This is a genomic window from Chryseobacterium sp. WX, assembly GCF_029542485.1.
In the GTDB taxonomy this organism is placed as follows: domain Bacteria; phylum Bacteroidota; class Bacteroidia; order Flavobacteriales; family Weeksellaceae; genus Chryseobacterium; species Chryseobacterium cucumeris.
Genome location: NZ_CP120710.1, coordinates 2,460,573 through 2,478,516, shown reverse-complemented (window position 1 = coordinate 2,478,516; position 17,944 = coordinate 2,460,573). Strand labels below are relative to the sequence as shown.

The 17,944-nt window shown below is 35.5% G+C and carries 16 protein-coding genes; 9 read left to right on the top strand and 7 right to left on the bottom strand.

From position 1 onward, the window contains the following. Positions 1-40: 40 nt before the first annotated feature. A complete protein-coding gene (locus PZ898_RS11155; RefSeq protein ID WP_062676268.1) occupies positions 41-925 on the bottom strand; it encodes a mechanosensitive ion channel family protein in 885 nt (294 codons plus the stop codon). Between the two features lie 94 nt (positions 926-1,019). Between PZ898_RS11155 and PZ898_RS11150 the strand changes: the two genes are divergently transcribed. Beyond that, positions 1,020-1,655: a peroxiredoxin gene (locus tag PZ898_RS11150; RefSeq protein ID WP_277695515.1), complete on the top strand. Its 636-nt coding sequence runs from the start codon at positions 1,020-1,022 to the stop codon at positions 1,653-1,655. A gap of 99 nt (positions 1,656-1,754) precedes the next feature. On the opposite strand, the gene PZ898_RS11145 is transcribed toward PZ898_RS11150, so the two are convergent. From PZ898_RS11145 to PZ898_RS11135, 3 genes are all read right to left on the bottom strand, one after another. After that, entirely contained in the window at positions 1,755-2,345 is a 591-nt protein-coding gene (locus tag PZ898_RS11145) for an outer membrane beta-barrel protein (protein WP_047435061.1), read from the bottom strand. Positions 2,346-2,614: 269 nt separating this feature from the next. Further along, positions 2,615-3,130: a hypothetical protein gene (locus tag PZ898_RS11140; RefSeq protein WP_277695514.1), complete on the bottom strand. Its 516-nt coding sequence runs from the start codon at positions 3,128-3,130 to the stop codon at positions 2,615-2,617. A 104-nt stretch (positions 3,131-3,234) separates the two neighbouring features. Continuing rightward, positions 3,235-5,520, bottom strand: a complete 2,286-nt coding sequence (locus PZ898_RS11135) for a TonB-dependent receptor (protein ID WP_277695513.1) — start codon at positions 5,518-5,520, stop codon at positions 3,235-3,237. A 180-nt stretch (positions 5,521-5,700) separates the two neighbouring features. On the opposite strand from PZ898_RS11135, the gene PZ898_RS11130 reads away from it, so the two are divergent. Next, on the top strand, positions 5,701-6,756 hold the full coding sequence (locus PZ898_RS11130; RefSeq protein ID WP_216445504.1) for a Gfo/Idh/MocA family oxidoreductase: 1,056 nt from the start codon (positions 5,701-5,703) through the stop codon (positions 6,754-6,756). Between the two features lie 123 nt (positions 6,757-6,879). Here PZ898_RS11130 and PZ898_RS11125 read toward each other — a convergent pair whose 3' ends face one another. Then, the gene (locus tag PZ898_RS11125; protein WP_277695512.1) at positions 6,880-8,772 is read right to left on the bottom strand and encodes an ABC-F family ATP-binding cassette domain-containing protein; all 1,893 of its coding nucleotides are present in this window, start codon (positions 8,770-8,772) and stop codon (positions 6,880-6,882) included. 216 nt (positions 8,773-8,988) lie between these two features. Between PZ898_RS11125 and PZ898_RS11120 the strand changes: the two genes are divergently transcribed. Further along, a complete protein-coding gene (locus PZ898_RS11120) occupies positions 8,989-9,501 on the top strand; it encodes a 5'(3')-deoxyribonucleotidase (protein ID WP_062676310.1) in 513 nt (170 codons plus the stop codon). A 121-nt stretch (positions 9,502-9,622) separates the two neighbouring features. Continuing rightward, positions 9,623-11,278: an alpha/beta fold hydrolase gene (locus PZ898_RS11115; RefSeq protein WP_277695511.1), complete on the top strand. Its 1,656-nt coding sequence runs from the start codon at positions 9,623-9,625 to the stop codon at positions 11,276-11,278. Between the two features lie 139 nt (positions 11,279-11,417). Here PZ898_RS11115 and PZ898_RS11110 read toward each other — a convergent pair whose 3' ends face one another. Beyond that, positions 11,418-12,281, bottom strand: coding sequence for a GH25 family lysozyme (locus PZ898_RS11110; protein ID WP_062676261.1), 864 nt, complete (start codon positions 12,279-12,281; stop codon positions 11,418-11,420). 66 nt (positions 12,282-12,347) lie between these two features. Between PZ898_RS11110 and PZ898_RS11105 the strand changes: the two genes are divergently transcribed. From PZ898_RS11105 to deoC, 5 genes are all read left to right on the top strand, one after another. Further along, positions 12,348-13,610 (top strand): NAD(P)/FAD-dependent oxidoreductase, encoded by a 1,263-nt coding sequence (locus PZ898_RS11105; RefSeq protein WP_277695510.1) that lies wholly within the window; start codon positions 12,348-12,350, stop codon positions 13,608-13,610. Further along, positions 13,607-14,278 (top strand): tRNA (guanosine(37)-N1)-methyltransferase TrmD, encoded by a 672-nt coding sequence (gene trmD, locus PZ898_RS11100; protein WP_062676259.1) that lies wholly within the window; start codon positions 13,607-13,609, stop codon positions 14,276-14,278. The genes PZ898_RS11105 and trmD overlap by 4 nt, the downstream gene beginning before the upstream one ends. A 382-nt stretch (positions 14,279-14,660) precedes the next feature. Beyond that, positions 14,661-15,596: an endonuclease/exonuclease/phosphatase family protein gene (locus PZ898_RS11095; protein WP_277695509.1), complete on the top strand. Its 936-nt coding sequence runs from the start codon at positions 14,661-14,663 to the stop codon at positions 15,594-15,596. 27 nt (positions 15,597-15,623) lie between these two features. Beyond that, on the top strand, positions 15,624-16,094 hold the full coding sequence (locus PZ898_RS11090; protein WP_002976659.1) for an Lrp/AsnC ligand binding domain-containing protein: 471 nt from the start codon (positions 15,624-15,626) through the stop codon (positions 16,092-16,094). 4 nt (positions 16,095-16,098) lie between these two features. Continuing rightward, positions 16,099-16,842, top strand: a complete 744-nt coding sequence (gene deoC, locus PZ898_RS11085) for a deoxyribose-phosphate aldolase (protein ID WP_062676257.1) — start codon at positions 16,099-16,101, stop codon at positions 16,840-16,842. A gap of 50 nt (positions 16,843-16,892) precedes the next feature. On the opposite strand, the gene dusB is transcribed toward deoC, so the two are convergent. Continuing rightward, entirely contained in the window at positions 16,893-17,888 is a 996-nt protein-coding gene (gene dusB / locus PZ898_RS11080; RefSeq protein WP_062676256.1) for a tRNA dihydrouridine synthase DusB, read from the bottom strand. Positions 17,889-17,944: the final 56 nt, after the last annotated feature.

Below are 17,944 nucleotides of genomic sequence, written 5' to 3'. Positions count from 1 at the left end.
CTGGAAGTGTCATGGTCGGAGGAAAAATTCTTCCGACCTTTTATTTGTCGAGATTTTCCGGCAAGTTAGTCTCGCCATTGGTAATACTGATACTCGTTGGCGTTACCAGCTGAATTTTATCCGTATCAAAGCGTTCTTTAATCCCTAAATAAGCCTGGCTTCTTACCTGCGCAAGATTAGCCCCTACTTTTATCCAGAATTTTACCTGGAGGTTAAATGCACCTTGCTTCAAATCTGTAAAAATCACTTCTACAGTGTCAAGCTTATCCACATTATCAAGGTTTTTAACCACATCAAGAATTCCTTTCTGAGCTTTAGTGATATCTTCATCAGCCGGAATTTCAAAGTTTAAAATTATCCTTCGCTGTGGAGAGGCCGTAATATTATAAAACGGAGCATTGAAAACAACCTGATTAGGGATATAGGCTTTCTTTCCGTCATCAGTAAGAATTTTTGTAGTGAGAAACCCGATTTCCTGTACTGTTCCTGAATGGGTTCCGATCGTAATATAATCTCCTACCTTGTAAGCTTTGTCAATTCCAATAAGCATTCCTGAGAAAATACTGGATACCAGGTCTTTCAGAGCAACCCCGGCAATAACCCCCGCAACTCCTAAGCTTCCGATAAACTTCCAAAGAAAGCCACTGAAACCCATTATTTCAAGAGCAATAAAGGTTCCCATCAGCATGATCAAAAATCTGAATACACTGATTAAGGTGACTAATGAACTCTCTTTGCGACTTTTAGGAAAAAATTTATGGAATAATTTTACCGCTGCCTGGCTTAAATATTTGCTGGTAACCAGGAAAAAGGTAAATACTAAAATTCCAACAATCAGCTTGGGTGTAAGTTCAGCGAAGGTGATATACCAATTTTCCAATACCTTGTAAACAAGATCTACATACCTCAGTCCGGTTTTCTCCATGAATAAAATTTTAATTAAAGATATAAATTTTCATCAAAAAATTTGCCAGTTCCAAAAAGTCTACTAAATTTGTAGACTATAAAGAAAGAACATTATGTCAATCAAACTAGGAGATACAGCGCCCAACTTTCAGGCAGAATCATCAGTAGGCGATATCAATTTTTATAATTATCTGGGAGATTCCTGGGGAATTCTGTTTTCGCATCCTGCAGACTACACACCGGTATGCACAACAGAGTTGGGATATACTGCAAAACTTCAGTCTGAGTTTGATGCCAGAGGTACGAAAGTAATTGCCCTGAGTGTAGATGGGGTAGAAGATCATCAAAATTGGGTTAAAGATATTAATGAAACTCAGAACACCCAAGTTCAGTTTCCTATTATTGCCGATAAAGACAGAAAGGTTTCAGAACTGTATGATTTTATTCATCCTAATGCTTCGGCTACCGCTACAGTACGTTCTCTTCTGATTATTGATCCTTCCAAAAAAGTAAGACTGATTATTACCTATCCGGCCTCTACAGGAAGGAATTTTAACGAGATCCTTAGAGTGCTGGATTCTTTACAGTTAGTAGATAATTATCGTGTAGCCACTCCTGTAAATTGGAAAACCGGAGAAGATGTTATTATACCTCCAACCATTTCTACAGAAGACGCACGAAAAATATTCCCAAAAGGTGTAACGGAAATAAAACCGTATTTGAGATACACTCCACAACCTAATACATGATTTATTTGATTTTTTATAGTTTAGTTTTAATTTGTACGAAAAGCGCCCCGGAAATTTATTTCCGGGGCGCTTTCATTTTTTTTATAAGTATTTCAGTGATTACTTAACGTCGTTGATGATTTGTTTTGCTTTAGACGTTGGAAGATAAATCTGGAAACCTAAACCAAAAGTAATTTTGTTAGTGTATCCACCGCTTCCGAATCCAGCGTTTGCATCATATTTCACTAAACCTTCCAATCCGATGTTTGGAGTGATGAAGTAAGAATATCCAGGTCCGAATCCAAAATTAAGACCGTTAGAAGAAGAACCTCCTTTAGAGATTGACATCCCTCCAACACCTACGTTACCTTCGAAGAACCATCTTCCGTGGTGTAGTAAGTTGTTTACTCCTTGCTCTCCCGGATTAAGATAATAACGTCCTAATGCTCCTACGTTATAAGTGAAAGTAGTGGGTGCATCTTTAGCTCCTTTGAAACCTAAATCTACATATCCCCCAACTGCGATATTATCTTCAATGAAATAGGCTCCTTTAGGCTGAATTGCAAAGTTGTATCCTGCTCCTTCATTTAAACCAAAATTTGCCCCTACAAGGTTACCCCCTACCATCCAATTACCTTTCTGAATTTGAGCGTTGGCAGTTGCTGTTAAGCCTGCTACGGCTAATATTCCTGTTAAAATAAGTTTTTTCATAATTTATTATTTTAATAATTAAATGTTTATTATTCACGAATTATAGAAAAAACAATAAATGTGCCAGACTCTTAATTTTACGTAATTTTTCTAAATAAACGTTAAGATTACCAGTGAGATATAATTTACTTTTTTAACAGATTAACTGAGGATATCATAATGATAAAGAAAATAAAACAGGCCTTTTGGAATGAAAATGATAAAAACAGATGTTATTTTGTTAATGTTCCAAATTGCTGTTTTTTCTTTTGATCTGCCTTCCTATTATATTAAATAAACAAAAGAATGATGGAAATGATCAAGCCGGCAATCGTAAACTTGATTCCACGTTTGAATGCTTTTGTCTTAGGATTAAACATCCAGAAACTTGAGATGACAAAAAAGAAAAGGGAAACTCCGAAGAATACACTTAGAGGAGATATAGCATCTTTAGATTGTGATTTGTGAAGAGAAACCATTTTATCCAATACAAAAGGAAGTTCCTTCTTAGTGTATTTGGCTTTTCCGGTGGCACTGTCATAAGTTCCCTGTTTAAAATAAAGAACGCTTCCTTCTGTTTTTTCCACTTCCAGGCCTTTCATCTTCAGTTCTTTTTTCAGTTCTTTCTCTGAAAGATTGGCAGCAATGTTTTTTTCATATTTTTTTTCGCTTTTCAGAAAATCAGTGTCTCTGTACACCAGAAGAATTCCACTTAACGAATATACCGCCATAATTCCGGCAAGGAAATATCCCAGATAACGGTGTGAAATTCTCATGAAGCTTCTTGTGTCTTTAATCTTATCCATATCTATTGTTTTGTTTTTGTTTAAAATTTCAAAAGTGGAAACTGCAAAAATGCAATCTCCACTTTTAATGAAAGAATTATTATATAAAGAGAATTCTAGAAATTCTAGAGTCTGTATGTCAATGTGAAATAGTAATTTCTAGGCGTAATAGGATTCACTGAATAATTCTCGTGAACATTGTAGTTTACAACATCAAACAGGTTGCCCACTTTCCCCTGGATAGAGAATTTTTTCCACTCGTAGCCTACTGAAACGGAAACAGTCGTATAATCTTTCAGGTCAAACATTCTGCTCACGTTATTTCTACTTGTGTTTGTAGATTTTGTATCATTCCATCCGGCAATTCTGTCCCCGATGTAATAAATTCCAGCTCCGATTTTCAATCCTTTTACGTAGTTTGTAAATTTATAGAAAACAGAAGCATTTGCTGTTGTTGCCGGTGTTCTTACCAGTCTTTGGTTTTCAATATATCCTTTTTCAGGAGTGTCGGTATAAACCGAATTGTTATAAGAAAAACCTCCGATTATAGACAAGTTTTCTGTAGGATTTCCTGTAATGTCCAGTTCCACACCACGGCTTCTCATATTTCCTGCAAATTCTTTAAGATTGGTGTCTGTGGAATTTACCGGTGCCCCGTTTGGAGCAGAAGCAAACCAATACGTTTGATAGTAATTATTGTACATAATCTGGTAAGCCGTTAAGTTAACAGCTAAAGCATTGTTCCAGAAATTCTTTTTAATACCGATTTCATATTGATCGACAGTTGATGGCTTTATGCTTTGTTTTGATAAAGTATTTAACTGAGCTTGAACATCTGAAGCAGATTGATTGGTATTTACTGTTCCAAATTGATCTGAAGTATATCCTGCATTGGCTGCAAAAGAATTCGTATAAGTTGCGAATACTGAAAGGTTTTCATTTGGAGCATACACCAAACCTACTTTTGGAGAAAATGCATTGTCAGACGTTGAAGAATTAGCGACTTCAATTTTATCATTTAATGTGAAGCGGGTCGTCAGCGTAGGCATGTTTTCTATATAAGACCATCTTAAACCTGCAATTACTTTTAATTGTTTTGTTAAGCTGATATAATCCTGTGCATAGATCCCTATTCTTCTTGTATTGATTCTATTTCTCGTACTAAGAGTAGAATTAGGCATATCAATACTTCCCCACGTTGACGGATCATCTAAATACATAAGATTTCTTGGAGCCGCAATAGTATAAGCATAAGCATCTGCCTGGCCGTAATCAGCATCTGCCCCAATTAAAACTTTGTGGCTGATTTTTCCAGTATTGAATTCACCATTGATGTTTACCTGTGCTGAAGTATAATTTTGTTCGTTGTAAGTTCTGCCAAAAGGTCTTTTCCATGACAATCTGTTAGGATCTACAGTGGCATCTTTAGTATCATATATCCATTGTACTCTTTCAGAAGAAAAATAATCTTTCGTATAGTTCTGGTAAGAAGCAATCGCATTTAAAGACCATCTTTCGTTGAACTGATGATTAAAAGTTATATTCGTAGAAGCTTGCTGTACATTTTGATATTGCCAGTCAGTTCCGAAGAAAGTGTTTCTGGAAACAGTATCATTCAATCTATAGCTTTGGTCCTTTTCCGTAATAGAACCAAGCCCGAAATCGGGAGTAAAATTAGTTTTAAGATAATCCGCTTCCACAATCAATTGTGATTTTGGGCTTAAATTGAAAAGGAAGGATGGATTGAAATAATATTTCTCTGATTCTACAACATCTCTGAAACTTTCAGCATGCTCATAGGCTCCGTTTACTCTGAAAGCAATATTTTTAGATAAAGGACCGTAAATATCAACTGTTGGTTTATAAGAATTCCAGCTTCCGCCGTTTAGCCCGATACTTCCACCAAAATTGAATTTAGGCTTTTTTGTAATCATATTGATAACACCACCAGTTGCTGTATTTCCAAAAAGCATGGCATTGGCGCCCTTTAAAACTTCTACTCTTTCCAGACCACTTACTTCAGGGAAAACACCGCTGTTTACTCTTGAACCATTTTTAAAAATATTATCATTTCCTAAAATGAAACCACGTCCACCAAAACTATCCTGAGAATTTCCTCTGGATGAAGTGATGTACAATCCGTTTACATTCTGAAGAACATCACTCAGTTGCTTTGCCTGCTGCTGCTCAATGATTTCGTGGGTAACAATAGCAATGGGCTGGGGAGTTTCCATTATCGTCAGATTCGACTTTGTCGATAATGGTCTTGCCTGGTTAGGATTTCCCGTTTTATGAAGGTTGATATCCTCAATAGTTTGAGTTCTGATAGTATCAGCTTCAGTATTTTTCAGCTGTGAACTTGCCGAAGCGGCGATAAACAGAAGACCTAAAGAAAGTAATTGTCTTTTCATTTTATTTTTATGTAGAACAGTTTTAAATAAGGCGCAAATGTAAGTATTTGTTTAGAATAGATAAAAATAATTTTATGATTTAAATCATATTCTTAGTGTTGATGAGATGGATTATTTCTATAGCCGCTTAGACTAAGGGATAGAAAATTTTTTATGAATATATTTGTTAAAAATTATAATATGCAATTGGTAAAAGCAGGGCTTTGCGCCTTTGGAATGAGTGGGAAAGTATTCCATGCTCCCTTCTTAAAAGAACATCCGGGATTTTTTATGTCTGCTGTGGTGGAAAGAAGTAAGGAAGAATCGAAGGAAAAGTATCCGGAAGCAACCATCTACCGTTCCGTGGAAGAAATGCTTCAGCATGCTGATGTAGAATTGGTGATTATCAATACCCCGGTTCAGACTCATTATGAGTACGCCAAAAAAGCACTGGAAGCAGGAAAAAATATTGTTGTGGAAAAACCCTTTACAGTAAATGTTTCTGAAGCAGAAGAGCTGGTGCAATTAGCAGAAGAAAAAGGATTGTTTTTAAGCGTATATCAAAACAGAAGATTTGACCGCGACTTTCTACAGGTTCAAAAGATTCTTGATGATAAGAAAATAGGTAATATTAAAGAAGCTGAAATTCGTTTTGACAGATTCCGTACAACCGCCAGTGGAAAACAGCATAAAGAAAGTCCTGATCAGGTGGGGGCAGGATCACTTCACGATCTGGGGGCACATCTTGTAGATCAGGCGGTGCAGTATTTTGGATATCCTGAAAAATTGTTTGCAGACGTGTTTTCTATGAAAGGAACTGAGTTCGCTAACGATTATTTTGAAATTCTCTTATTCTATAAAGATAATATGAGGGTAAGACTGAAATCATCTGTTTTCAGTAAAGAAGGACATTATGCTTACACTATTCATGGAGACAAAGGAACTTTCCTGCAGGAAAGAACCGATAATCAGGAAAATGAACTGGTAGCAGGTGCTGTTCCTGAATATGGTAAAGAATGGACACAGCCTCTGAAAGAGCCGGACGGAATTTTAAACTTCCTGAATGATGATTCTGAAACAGAGAGAATTCTTACCTCCAGTGAAGCCGGAAACTACATGAATTATTACCAGCAAATTTATGAACACATCGTTTTTGGATATGCTTTACCATCTCCCGGAAAAGAAGTTATTCAGAATATGAAAATCATAGATACTTCTCTTAAAAGTGCAAAAGAAGAAAGAATAATAGAATTATAAATGATGAGTTATGAATTATGAATGAATTCAAGATTCAAAGTTGATAACAGTTGTGATGAGAAGTCTTCAATTCGTTTACTCTAAAACTCTAAAACTCTTTGAATCATTCATAATTCATCATTATTAAAGGAGTTCCTGAAGCTCCAGCCATCTCATTTCATGGTTCTCCAGTTTTTCTGAAACGCTTTCCAGTTCTGAAGAAAGTGTGGCTATCTTTTCGTAATCAGCTTCGTTGTTGAGCTTATCCAGAATTTTAGTACGTTGTGCTTCCAGTTCAGGCATCTCTTTTTCAATGGTTTCCAGTTCCCTTTGTTCTTTAAAAGTGAGTTTCCTTTTAGAATTGGCAGACTGAGTACTTTCTGTTGGTGAAACAATTTCTTTTACAGGCTCAGGTTTTACCATTGCATTTTTTTCTAAGGCTTCTTCACGGCTTCTTGCTTCTCTGTATTCTGAGAAGTTTCCTACAAAATCTCTGATTTTTCCGTCTCCTTCAAAAGCCAGAACGTGGTCTACAATTCTGTCCATAAAATACCTGTCGTGGGAAACGATAATTAAAGATCCCTGAAATTGCTGAAGGAAATTTTCCAGAACTGTTAATGTAGGAAGGTCCAGGTCATTTGTAGGTTCATCAAAAATCAGGAAGTTAGGATTCTGATACAAGATATACATCAGGTGAAGTCTTCTCTTTTCACCACCCGAAAGTTTAGAAATAGGAGAATATTGTGTCTGATCATCAAATAAAAATAATCTTAAGAACTGTGATGCTGATAAACTTTTGCCATTAGCTAAAGGATAAAATTCTGCAATTTCTTTGATGAAATCTATTACACGCTCATCTTCTTTATATGTAAGCCCTTTTTGTGAGAAATAACCGAAAGAAATCGTTTCTCCGGTTTCAATTTCTCCTTTATCGGCTTTTTCAAAACCTTGAATAATATTAAGTAAGGTAGATTTTCCTGCCCCATTTTTTCCAATGATTCCCACTTTTTCTCCACGCTGAAACTGGTAGCTGAAATCTTTCAATAAAACTTTAGGTCCAAAACTTTTATCAATATGTTTAAGTTCAAGAATTTTATTTCCCAAACGTTTCATCTCAAAATCCAGTTCAAGTCCGTCTTTTCTGGTATCGGTTTTGGCAACCTTTTCAGTCTCATAGAAAGCATCAATTCTGCTTTTTGATTTTGTGGTTCTGGCTTTCGGCTGTCTTCGCATCCATTCCAGTTCCTTTCTGTAAAGGTTATTGGCCTTGTCAATTGTAGCATTAAGATTTTCCTCACGAATCATCTTGTTCTCCAGGTAAGTAGCATAAGAACCGTTGTGAACATACAGATTCTGATCTTCCATTTCCCAGATACAGTCACAAACACTGTCAAGGAAATATCGGTCGTGGGTTACAAGCAATAAAGTGATTTTTGCTTTGTTCAGATAATTTTCAAGCCATTCTACCATATCCACATCCAGGTGGTTGGTAGGTTCATCCATGATAAGAAGTGTATGCCTGTGCTCGGCTCTTGTTTCTGTTAAAAGTTTAGCCAATGCTACACGCTTGATCTGCCCTCCGGAAAGAGTACCCATTTTAGCATCCAGATCAGTGATTTTAAGCTGGGAAAGAATCTGTTTCATTTCATTCTCCAGATCCCAGGCTTTATGAACTTCCATATCAGCCAATGCTTTCTCAATAAAATCATTATCTGTAGAATGGAGTGATTTGTGATAGTTTTTAAGAGCGAGGATAGGTTCGGAATCAAGGGTCATCATGAATTCCTCAATGCTGAGCTTAGGATCATAATCAATTTCCTGGTCAAATAACACCACCTGGATATCTTTATTGATGATCACAGTTCCGCTGTCTGCAATTTCTTTACCCATTAATATTTTCAGAAGGGTAGATTTTCCACTTCCATTTTTGGCAACAATCGCTATTTTATCTCCTTCATTGATGTGGAAAGAAATATTTTTAAACAAAACTTTGATGCCGTAAGATTTGGTAAGATTTTCTGCAGAAACGTAATTCATTGGGAATTAATAGTTTGATTTTATTTTTTAACTAAGTCGCAAAAATACGAAAATGTAGCCATAAAATTTTCCGGAACGCATCTTATAAGAATGAATATTTATGATTTTTTAATAGATAGTGTCCCTTGCCTGAAAAAACTAATCAGTAAATTTGATCAGCCACAATGAAATACACATTTTAATAGTAATAAATAATACAAAAATCTGATGGAAACAATGAAAAAAGTTATTGTCGACATGGACGGGGTAATGGCGGATGTATATCATCAGCTGGTACAATTTGAAAAAAGAGATACAGGAAGAGAAATTGAAATCAGTGATTTGGCTGGTAAGCCTGAAATAGAATCTTTTCCCAATGGAAAAAAGCACGTGAATGAAGTAGGTTTTTTCAGAACCTTACCTGTAATGAAGGGAAGCCGTGAGGCAATGGAATATCTGAATAATAAATATGAACTCTATATTGTATCTGCCGGAATGGAGTTTCCAAACAGCTTAAGGGAAAAATATGATTGGCTGGCAGAGCATTTCCCATTCATTACCTGGGAACAGATTGTTCTTTGTGGAAGTAAAAAAGTAGTGTCCGGAGATATCATGATTGATGACTATCCTAAAAATTTAGATCATTTTTCAGGGCAGAGACTGATATTTACCCAACCTCATAATGAGCTGATAGAAAATGATACTTACGAAAGAGTGCATTCCTGGGAAGAAATTATGAGTATCCTTTAAGTAGGAAATATTTATAATTAGGAAATATTTAAAACAACTTTAACTAAAGGGAGAATAATTTTAATAAAGTATTGGGATATTGGGCTGTTGAAAATAAATAAGTTTGCTTTAAACTTTTAACATGAAAATAGATCATACTTTATTCTTCCTTTTCACAGCCTCTGCTTTCCATGCCCAGGTTATTTCCGGAACTGTCATTTCTAAAAATGAAAACCATCCAATTCCTTATGTAAAGATTGGAATTGAAAAAAAATCAATCGGAACAATCTCTGATGAAAAAGGAAATTTTTCAATTGATCTTTCCGATACAGATCCCCGGCAGAAAATAAAAATAGAAGTACCGGGATTTGAGCCTTACCAGGAAACAATACAGGATTTTAAAAAAAATGATCAGCAAAAAATATTTTTAACAGAGAAAACTAAAAATATTAAAGAGATTACCATTAAGCCTAAGAAACTTGTTGATAAAAACTGGGGAGTCAATACGAAGACAAAAAGTGTTATGTACTCGGTAAATCCACACCTCAGAAAAGAAGATTTTCTTGGTGAAACCGCATTGGCTTTTAATGCTAAAAAGAAATCAAAGATTAAGAATATTAACCTGAATATTGCCAGCTATACTGCTGATAAGCCTGTCATCATGCGGTATACTATTTATAGTGAAAAAGATGGTTTTCCGGATAAAAATATTCTTGATGAAGAAATTACCGTTGAACTAACCAGTGATATGATTAAAGACGGAACTTATACATTGGATGTGAATGACCGTAATATCTGGGTACACGGAAGGTTTTTTATAGGAATTCAGTTTTTAAAAGAATTTGAAGGGAGAGTCAATATAAGTGCAGCATTGTTCAAAACAGGATTTATAAGGAAATTTTACGGAGAGTGGACAAAAATGACTCTCGCCGCACCTGCCATTAATATCGATGTGAAAATGGATAAAAACGGAGACAAAAATACGGATGATGAAAACGGTTTTGCAGATGACAGCGCAGAAGCACTGATGCCTGATATGTCAAAATATATCCAGGAATCGGAGCAAACTGTGTATGGGCAAAATAAAGCCGTAGGAAACTATCTGAAACTTCAGGATACCAACCTTTATTATGAGGTGTATGGTGAAGGAGAACCATTGATTCTGCTTCATGGCAATTCAGGAAGTATTAAAGATTTTTATCAGCAGATTCCTGTTTTATCAAAGCAGTATAAAGTAATTGCTATAGATACAAGAGGACAAGGGAAAAGTGTAGATTCCTCTAAAAAGGAATTTACCTACAAAATGTTTGCTGATGATGTAAAAGCAGTAGCAGACCAATTAAAGCTCAATAAGGTAAATATCGCAGGCTGGAGTGATGGTGGAAATACCGGACTGGAATTTGCCCTGAAATATCCTGAAAAGCTGAATAAGCTGATTGCAATTGGAGCCAATGCATTTCCTGGTGGAGTGGATGACAGACTTACTGATCATTTTGAAAATAAAATGCTGGTGATGAAAGAGCTGAAGGATCCTGAAAAGTTTAATGAACAAAGGCTTTTGAAAATTATGCTGACACAGCCGCGCATTGAGAAGAAAGATTTAAATAAAATCGGAAGTAAAGTATTGGTTATTGCCGGTGAGAATGATGTTATTAAACGTGGTCATACTGAACTTATTGCAAAAGAAATACCCAATGCTGAACTTAAAATCTACAACAAGGCCACCCATATGATTCCTTTTGAAAACGCAGATCAGCTCAATACGGATATTCTGAATTTTTTAGGAAAAAGTAATTAGATAAAGGCTGGAAGCAGGGAGATGGAGAATGGAAGTGATATCCATTAGCTAATTTTGTAAGTTGACTCATTGAAACATATCATACGGGATCAATGAAACTTCATCAGCTCCCATCTTTGTGCTTCCTTCCTCCCTTCTTTTAATCCAGTGTCAGCCTTTTTAATGACCACGAATTACCATTGTAAATATCAAGATCCACTTTAGCGTTGATACCATGAACAATCCCGTTTTCTGTAAACTGCCAGAAATCCCACTCATCATCAGGAGAAGGAGACGGAACATCATTGTAATTGGCAAGCCATAAAGGATAATCTTCAAACTCGCCTTTCAGAAAGTCTTTATAATAATGATAGTAGGTGTAGATGATCGGCTTTTCACCATAGGCATCTTCTACAATTTTACACCATATTTTCAGATCTTCAATCAGCTTTTTGCTGGTTTTACGCTTGGGAATTTTTTCAATATCAAGGATCGGGGGAAGATCCCCGCTCTCAAGTTTTACATTCTCTAAAAAATTATTAGCCTGGATCACAGGGTCTTCATCAGCTCTGTAAAAATGATAGGCACCACGGATAAGATCATGCTTTTTAGCACTTTCCCAGAATTCGTCAAAATGCTTATCGGCACTTCGGTTTCCCATCGTTGCACGCATGACAACAAATTCTAATGGAATCGTTTTATTTCCGATGCTGAGACTGTCCCATTTGATATCTTCACGATTCTGATAATGAGAAACATCAAAACCATAGGTTTTATCAAGGTTGCTGGCTAGTATTCTTTGGATTCTTGCTGCTTCCTTTTCACTGTTATGAAGCTTTTTATGCTTAAATTTATTAAAGTACAGCGCATAGTAATAACTGATAGACTGTCTTAAATAAAGCCCTGTTCCTACTAATGCTATCATTAAAATAACCAATATCACCCATCTTCGGAAAAAATACTTCTTCCGTCGCGATTTATGGACTTGTTTGGCAGTTTTTTTGGTGTACTTTTTTGGTGTCATAAAGTTTTGCAAAACTAACTTTTTTCACTGCTAAATGCTAAAATAAAATCAGTAAATTTGTGTATTATGGAAACACGCGAAAAAATCATCATTATTGGAGGAGGATTTGCGGGGCTGCAGCTTGCAAAAACATTGAATAACAAGAACAAAAAGGTGATTGTTCTGGATCGGATGAACCACCATATGTTTCAGCCGCTTTTTTATCAGGTAGCCTCAGGAAGGATAGAACCTTCCAACATTTCCTTTCCCTTCAGAAAGATTTTTCAGCAGTCCAGAAATACACAGTTCCGTATGACTGAAGTCAAAGAAATAGATCCTGCCAACAATAAGGTCATTACTGATGAAGCAGAATTTACCTATGATAAACTCATCATTGCAACGGGCTGTAAAACTAATTTTTTCGGAAATAAAGAATTGGAAGGCAAAGCTTTCGGAATGAAAAATACTCAGGAAGCCATCAGTATCAGAAATCATGTTTTGATGACCTTTGAAAAACTGATTATTGAAAAAAGCCGAAGCGATGACGGAAACTGGAATATTGTTATCGTGGGAAGCGGTCCTACAGGAGTAGAACTGGCAGGGGCTTTTGCTGAAATGAAAAAAGATATTCTTCCAAGAGATTATCCTTATATGAACTTTGATCATCTGAAAATTATTCTGGTGAGTTCTACCGAAAAACCACTTGCAGTAATGAGTAGTGAGGCTCAGGAGAAGTCAGAGAAATATCTTAAAGATCTTGGGGTAACTTTTATGAGTGGAGAAGTAGTGACGGATTATGACGGAGATAAGGTTCATTTGAAAAGCGGAAAAGAAATTCCATCCAATAATGTGATCTGGGCAGCCGGAGTTACAGGAAATGTTGTAGGAGGTTTTCCGGAAGAAAAATTAGTGAGAAACAGATATATTGTTGATCGATATAATAAAATACAAGGTTACGATAATATTTATGTGATCGGGGATATTGCCTATATGGAAACCCCTAAATATCCACATGGGCATCCTCAGGTAGCCAACGTAGCTATTAATCAGGCAAAAAATTTAGGTAAAAATCTATTAAAGAAAAGCCACGAAGAATGGAAAGAATACGAGTATGATGACAAAGGCTCATTGGCGACTATTGGGAAGCACAGAGCAGTTGTAGATCTGCCGTTTATAAAATTTCAGGGATTTCTGGCATGGTATTTCTGGATGTTTCTCCATTTAATGCTAATTTTGAGTGTTCGAAATAAACTTGCCATATTCTTCAACTGGATGTGGAGTTATATCAACAAAGATTCTTCTTTAAGATTAATTATTATACCTACTAAGAAAAACGGAACATTACAATGAGAATTGACATAATAAGCGTACTTCCGGAATTGATGGAAAGTCCGTTCCAAACCTCTATTTTGAAAAGAGCAATGGACAAAGGACTGGTAGAAGTACATTTTCATCATCTGAGAGACTGGGCAATCAATAAGCACAGACAAATTGACGATGAGCCTTACGGAGGCGGTGCAGGAATGGTAATGATGGTTGAGCCATTGGATAAATGTATATCAGAGCTTAAATCTCAAAGAAATTATGATGAAGTAATCTATCTGACTCCGGATGGGGTAACTTTAAACCAAAAAATAGCCAATTCATTGTCTATTAAAGAGAATTTAATTTTTCTTTGCGGACATTATAAAGGAATAGACCAAAGGGTAAGAGATCTTCATATTACCAAAGAAATTTCAATTGGAGATTATGTTCTTACAGGAGGAGAACTGGCTGCCTGTGTTCTGGCAGATTCCGTTATCAGATTGCTTCCTGGAGTTTTGAATGATGAACAAAGCGCTTTAACAGACAGTTTTCAGGATGATCTTCTTTCACCACCCATCTACACGAGACCTGAAAGTTATAAAGGCCTGGATGTTCCTAAAATCCTGTTGAGTGGGAATTTCGGAAAAATTGAAGAATGGCGTCATGATGAAGCCGTAAGAATTACAAAGGAAAAACGTCCCGATTTATTGTAAACGAAAATCGTCAGAAATGATCTAATTTTCTGCTTCCATATTTAATTCCATTTGTTATAGATAAATGGAATAATATTTGTTGTAATTTCAATAAGTGTGAAAAATATTAATGTTTCTGGTTTTAAGTTAAAAATTTATTTCTATTATTCCATATTTTATATATTGTCTCAATTTTGATTAATATATCGAAACTGTGGGATAGTTGAAAAATTAATTCATAATGACTTATTTCATTAGTATTTTTTACTATATTTGAATTGTTTTTTATTGGAAATTGATTTACTGTTTTAGAGGTAAATCACTAAAATTTGAAAAAAAATAATAAATTTACATCTTAAAGTAAAAAGGACATAATAAATTAAAAGTATAGAAATTAGTGTAGATGGAGCTGTTCTCTTTTTATAATGTTGAAAATTTATTTTTACCCGATCCGAAACCTGTCCATAAATTAGATCCTACCCGGTCAGGATTAAGGAATTGGGATGAAAAGAGATATAAAAATAAGCTTTTTAAAATCTCTCATGTATTTCAGTTGATGAAGGAGGATAATGAAGTATTACCATTTGTAATAGGATTATCTGAAGTTTCCGGAAGGAAAGTTTTGGAAGATCTAGTAGAAATGGAGCCCTTTAATTCGGAATACGGAATTGTTCATTACAATTCTATGGACGAACGAAAAGTGGATGTAGCCATGTTATATGATAAAAATAAAGTAGAGGTACTCGATTCAGAAACCATTACTTTCTTTTTTGAAATAGTAAATAAAAACACAGAAAATTACGACACAACCCGAGACGTACTTTTTTCAAAAATTAAATATAAAGGGGAAATTATTAATGTCTTTGTCGCCCATCTTCCCTCTAAGCGCGAAAAAGATATCAATAAACCTAAAAGAACCTTTATATTGAATGAAATACGGGAACGGATTATGAAAATTGTAAATGCTGATAAAGAGCATGTTATATTGTGTGGTGATTTTAACGAAAACCCGGATGATGAAAATTTAGTACAGATTCTCTATGACAATGACCATGAGAAGGTTTTAATGAACCCTTTTCAACAATTGTTTTCTACAAGAAATTATTCTACTTTTCATTATAAATCTGGATTGCTGTATGATCAGATCATTATATCAAGATCTTTGCTTGATAATAAGACGCTGGCTTTTCAGGATGCCCATATATTTAATTCTGAAAAAATCCGCAGCAGAACCAGATATTTTGAAGGACGGCCATTCCGAACTTATGCCGGTACCCGGTATTTAGGTGGATATAGCGATCACTTTCCGGTTTTTGTAAAATTTAAAAATTTACATTAAAAAACATAAATAATAAAAAAGTAGAAAATGAAAAATTCGAGCAACACAAGCTACCATTTAGATTCTATTGACAAGGAAATCATCTACATGTTGATGGATAATGCTAAAACTTCTTTAGCCCACATTTCAAAAAATGTCGGAATTTCCACTACTGCAGTGCATCAAAGAATCAAAAAACTCGAACATGCAGGAGTTATTGAAAATTCAATTTCATTTCTTAATCCTAAGAAAATTGGATACAAAGTGATTTCCTACATCGGTGTATTTCTGGATCAGCCAAGCCATTATCCGGAAGTGGTAAAGTCTTTGCATGATATCAACGAAGTAGTGGAAGCCCACTATACTACAGGAAATTATACCATTTTCCTGAAAGTGCTTTGTAAAGACAATGATCATTTAATGCAAATCCTTAGTAAGCTTCAAAAGCTGAAGGGAGTAACAAGAACAGAAACTTTTATATCTTTAGAACAAGGTATTTACAGACAATTGAAAGTATAATAATATGAACATAGCCCAATATTTGGATTCAACTTACCTGAAAACACCAGAACAGTCAGGTATTTCCCACGAAGAAACACTTCAAAAAGATAAAGAACTTGCTCAGGAAGCAATAGACAATGATATTTTTGCCGTGATGATTCGGCCGGATTATGTATCTGAGATCAAAAAATTTATTCAGGAAAGAAATTCAAATGTTGTAGTAGGAACTGTAATAGGTTTCCACGAAGGAACGTACTCTATTGATGAAAAACTTGCAGAAGCTTCAAAAGCAATAGAAGACGGGGCAGATGAATTAGATTTTGTTATTAATTACACGGCTTATCTGCAGGGAGATATAGAACTGGTAAGAGAAGAATTTGTAAAATGTACAAAATTATCTCTTGAACATCAAAAAGTTGCAAAATGGATTATTGAAATTGCAGCGTTAACAGATGAACAAATTGCTGATCTTACTAAAAAGATTTCTACCTGGGCAGAAGAGAATTTTTCTGAAAATGAGTTGTCGAAAATTTTTGTCAAATCATCTACAGGATTTTATCAGACTGCCGAAGGAAAGCCTAACGGAGCAACCTTTGAAGGAATAACAATTATGCTCAGCAATGCCGGGAAACTTCCTGTAAAAGCAGCAGGTGGAGTAAGAACTCCTGAAGATGCTGAAAAAATGATTAAAATGGGAGTTAAAAGAATTGGAACCTCTTCAGCTCTGGGATTAATTAAAAACGAATCTTCATCAGAAGGATATTAATATTAAATTCTCAATATAAAAAAACCATCAGCAAAGCTGATGGTTTTATTTTATAGTTGTGCCTGATATTCTTCGTAGAACTGTTGGGTCTCTTTAATCAAGCTATTCATTTCTTCCAGGGTAAACACTTCAAGGAATTTTTTTCTGAACTCCTTGAAATGAGGAATTCCTCGGAAATAGTTGCTGTAATGTTGTCTCATTTCAACCAATCCTAATCTTTCTCCTTTCCATTCTGCACTCCATTCTGCATGCTGACGAACAGCCAGTAACCGGTCTGAAATAGTAGGTTCAGGTAAATGCTCTCCTGTTTTAAAGAAATGCTTGATTTCATTGAATATCCATGGATATCCAATAGCAGCACGACCGATCATAATACCGTCACAGGCATACTTTTGCTTATATTCTAATGCTTTTTCAGCAGAATCTATATCACCATTTCCAAAAATTGGAATTTCAATATTAGGATTTTGTTTAATTCTTGAAATATGTTCCCAGTCTGCTTCACCCTTGTACATTTGAGCACGCGTTCTTGCATGTATGGTAAGCGCTTTGATTCCTGTTTCCTGCAGACGTTCTGCTACTTCATCAATATTAATGCTGGTACTGTCCCATCCTAAACGGGTTTTTACAGTGACAGGAAGATGAGTAGAGCTTACAACAGCCTTTGTAAGACGCACCATAAGATCAATATCTTTCAAAACACCAGCTCCTGCTCCTTTGCATACAACTTTTTTTACAGGACATCCAAAATTAATGTCTACTAAATCCGGATTTACCGTTTCAACAATTCTTGCAGACATAGCCATAGCTTCTTCGTCACCACCAAAAATCTGTATCCCAACGGGTCTTTCATAATCGAAAATATCCAGCTTTTTACGACTCTTGATAGCGTCACGAATCAACCCTTCGGAAGAAATAAATTCCGAATACATTAAATCTGCACCATGCATTTTACACAAACGTCTGAACGGAGGATCACTTACGTCTTCCATCGGAGCCAGCAAAAGCGGAAATTCCGGCAGTTCTATGTTGCCTATTTTTATCATGGTGCAAATTTACGAAATTCTGAACATTCATAATTATGATATTATCTATCGGCCTA

Bases quoted from the DNA above. Each gene is read 5' to 3' on its own strand.
- PZ898_RS11110 (WP_062676261.1), bottom strand. From the start codon at position 12,281: ATGACACCAAAAAAGTACACCAAAAAAACTGCCAAACAAGTCCATAAA.
- PZ898_RS11145 (WP_047435061.1), bottom strand. From the start codon at position 2,345: ATGAAAAAACTTATTTTAACAGGAATATTAGCCGTAGCAGGCTTAACA.
- PZ898_RS11135 (WP_277695513.1), bottom strand. From the start codon at position 5,520: ATGAAAAGACAATTACTTTCTTTAGGTCTTCTGTTTATCGCCGCTTCG.
- deoC (WP_062676257.1), top strand. From the start codon at position 16,099: ATGAACATAGCCCAATATTTGGATTCAACTTACCTGAAAACACCAGAA.
- dusB (WP_062676256.1), bottom strand. From the start codon at position 17,888: ATGATAAAAATAGGCAACATAGAACTGCCGGAATTTCCGCTTTTGCTG.
- PZ898_RS11155 (WP_062676268.1), bottom strand. From the start codon at position 925: ATGGAGAAAACCGGACTGAGGTATGTAGATCTTGTTTACAAGGTATTG.
- trmD (WP_062676259.1), top strand. From the start codon at position 13,607: ATGAGAATTGACATAATAAGCGTACTTCCGGAATTGATGGAAAGTCCG.
- PZ898_RS11140 (WP_277695514.1), bottom strand. From the start codon at position 3,130: ATGGATAAGATTAAAGACACAAGAAGCTTCATGAGAATTTCACACCGT.
- PZ898_RS11090 (WP_002976659.1), top strand. From the start codon at position 15,624: ATGAAAAATTCGAGCAACACAAGCTACCATTTAGATTCTATTGACAAG.
- PZ898_RS11105 (WP_277695510.1), top strand. From the start codon at position 12,348: ATGGAAACACGCGAAAAAATCATCATTATTGGAGGAGGATTTGCGGGG.
- PZ898_RS11095 (WP_277695509.1), top strand. From the start codon at position 14,661: ATGGAGCTGTTCTCTTTTTATAATGTTGAAAATTTATTTTTACCCGAT.
- PZ898_RS11115 (WP_277695511.1), top strand. From the start codon at position 9,623: ATGAAAATAGATCATACTTTATTCTTCCTTTTCACAGCCTCTGCTTTC.
- PZ898_RS11120 (WP_062676310.1), top strand. From the start codon at position 8,989: ATGAAAAAAGTTATTGTCGACATGGACGGGGTAATGGCGGATGTATAT.
- PZ898_RS11150 (WP_277695515.1), top strand. From the start codon at position 1,020: ATGTCAATCAAACTAGGAGATACAGCGCCCAACTTTCAGGCAGAATCA.
- PZ898_RS11125 (WP_277695512.1), bottom strand. From the start codon at position 8,772: ATGAATTACGTTTCTGCAGAAAATCTTACCAAATCTTACGGCATCAAA.
- PZ898_RS11130 (WP_216445504.1), top strand. From the start codon at position 5,701: ATGCAATTGGTAAAAGCAGGGCTTTGCGCCTTTGGAATGAGTGGGAAA.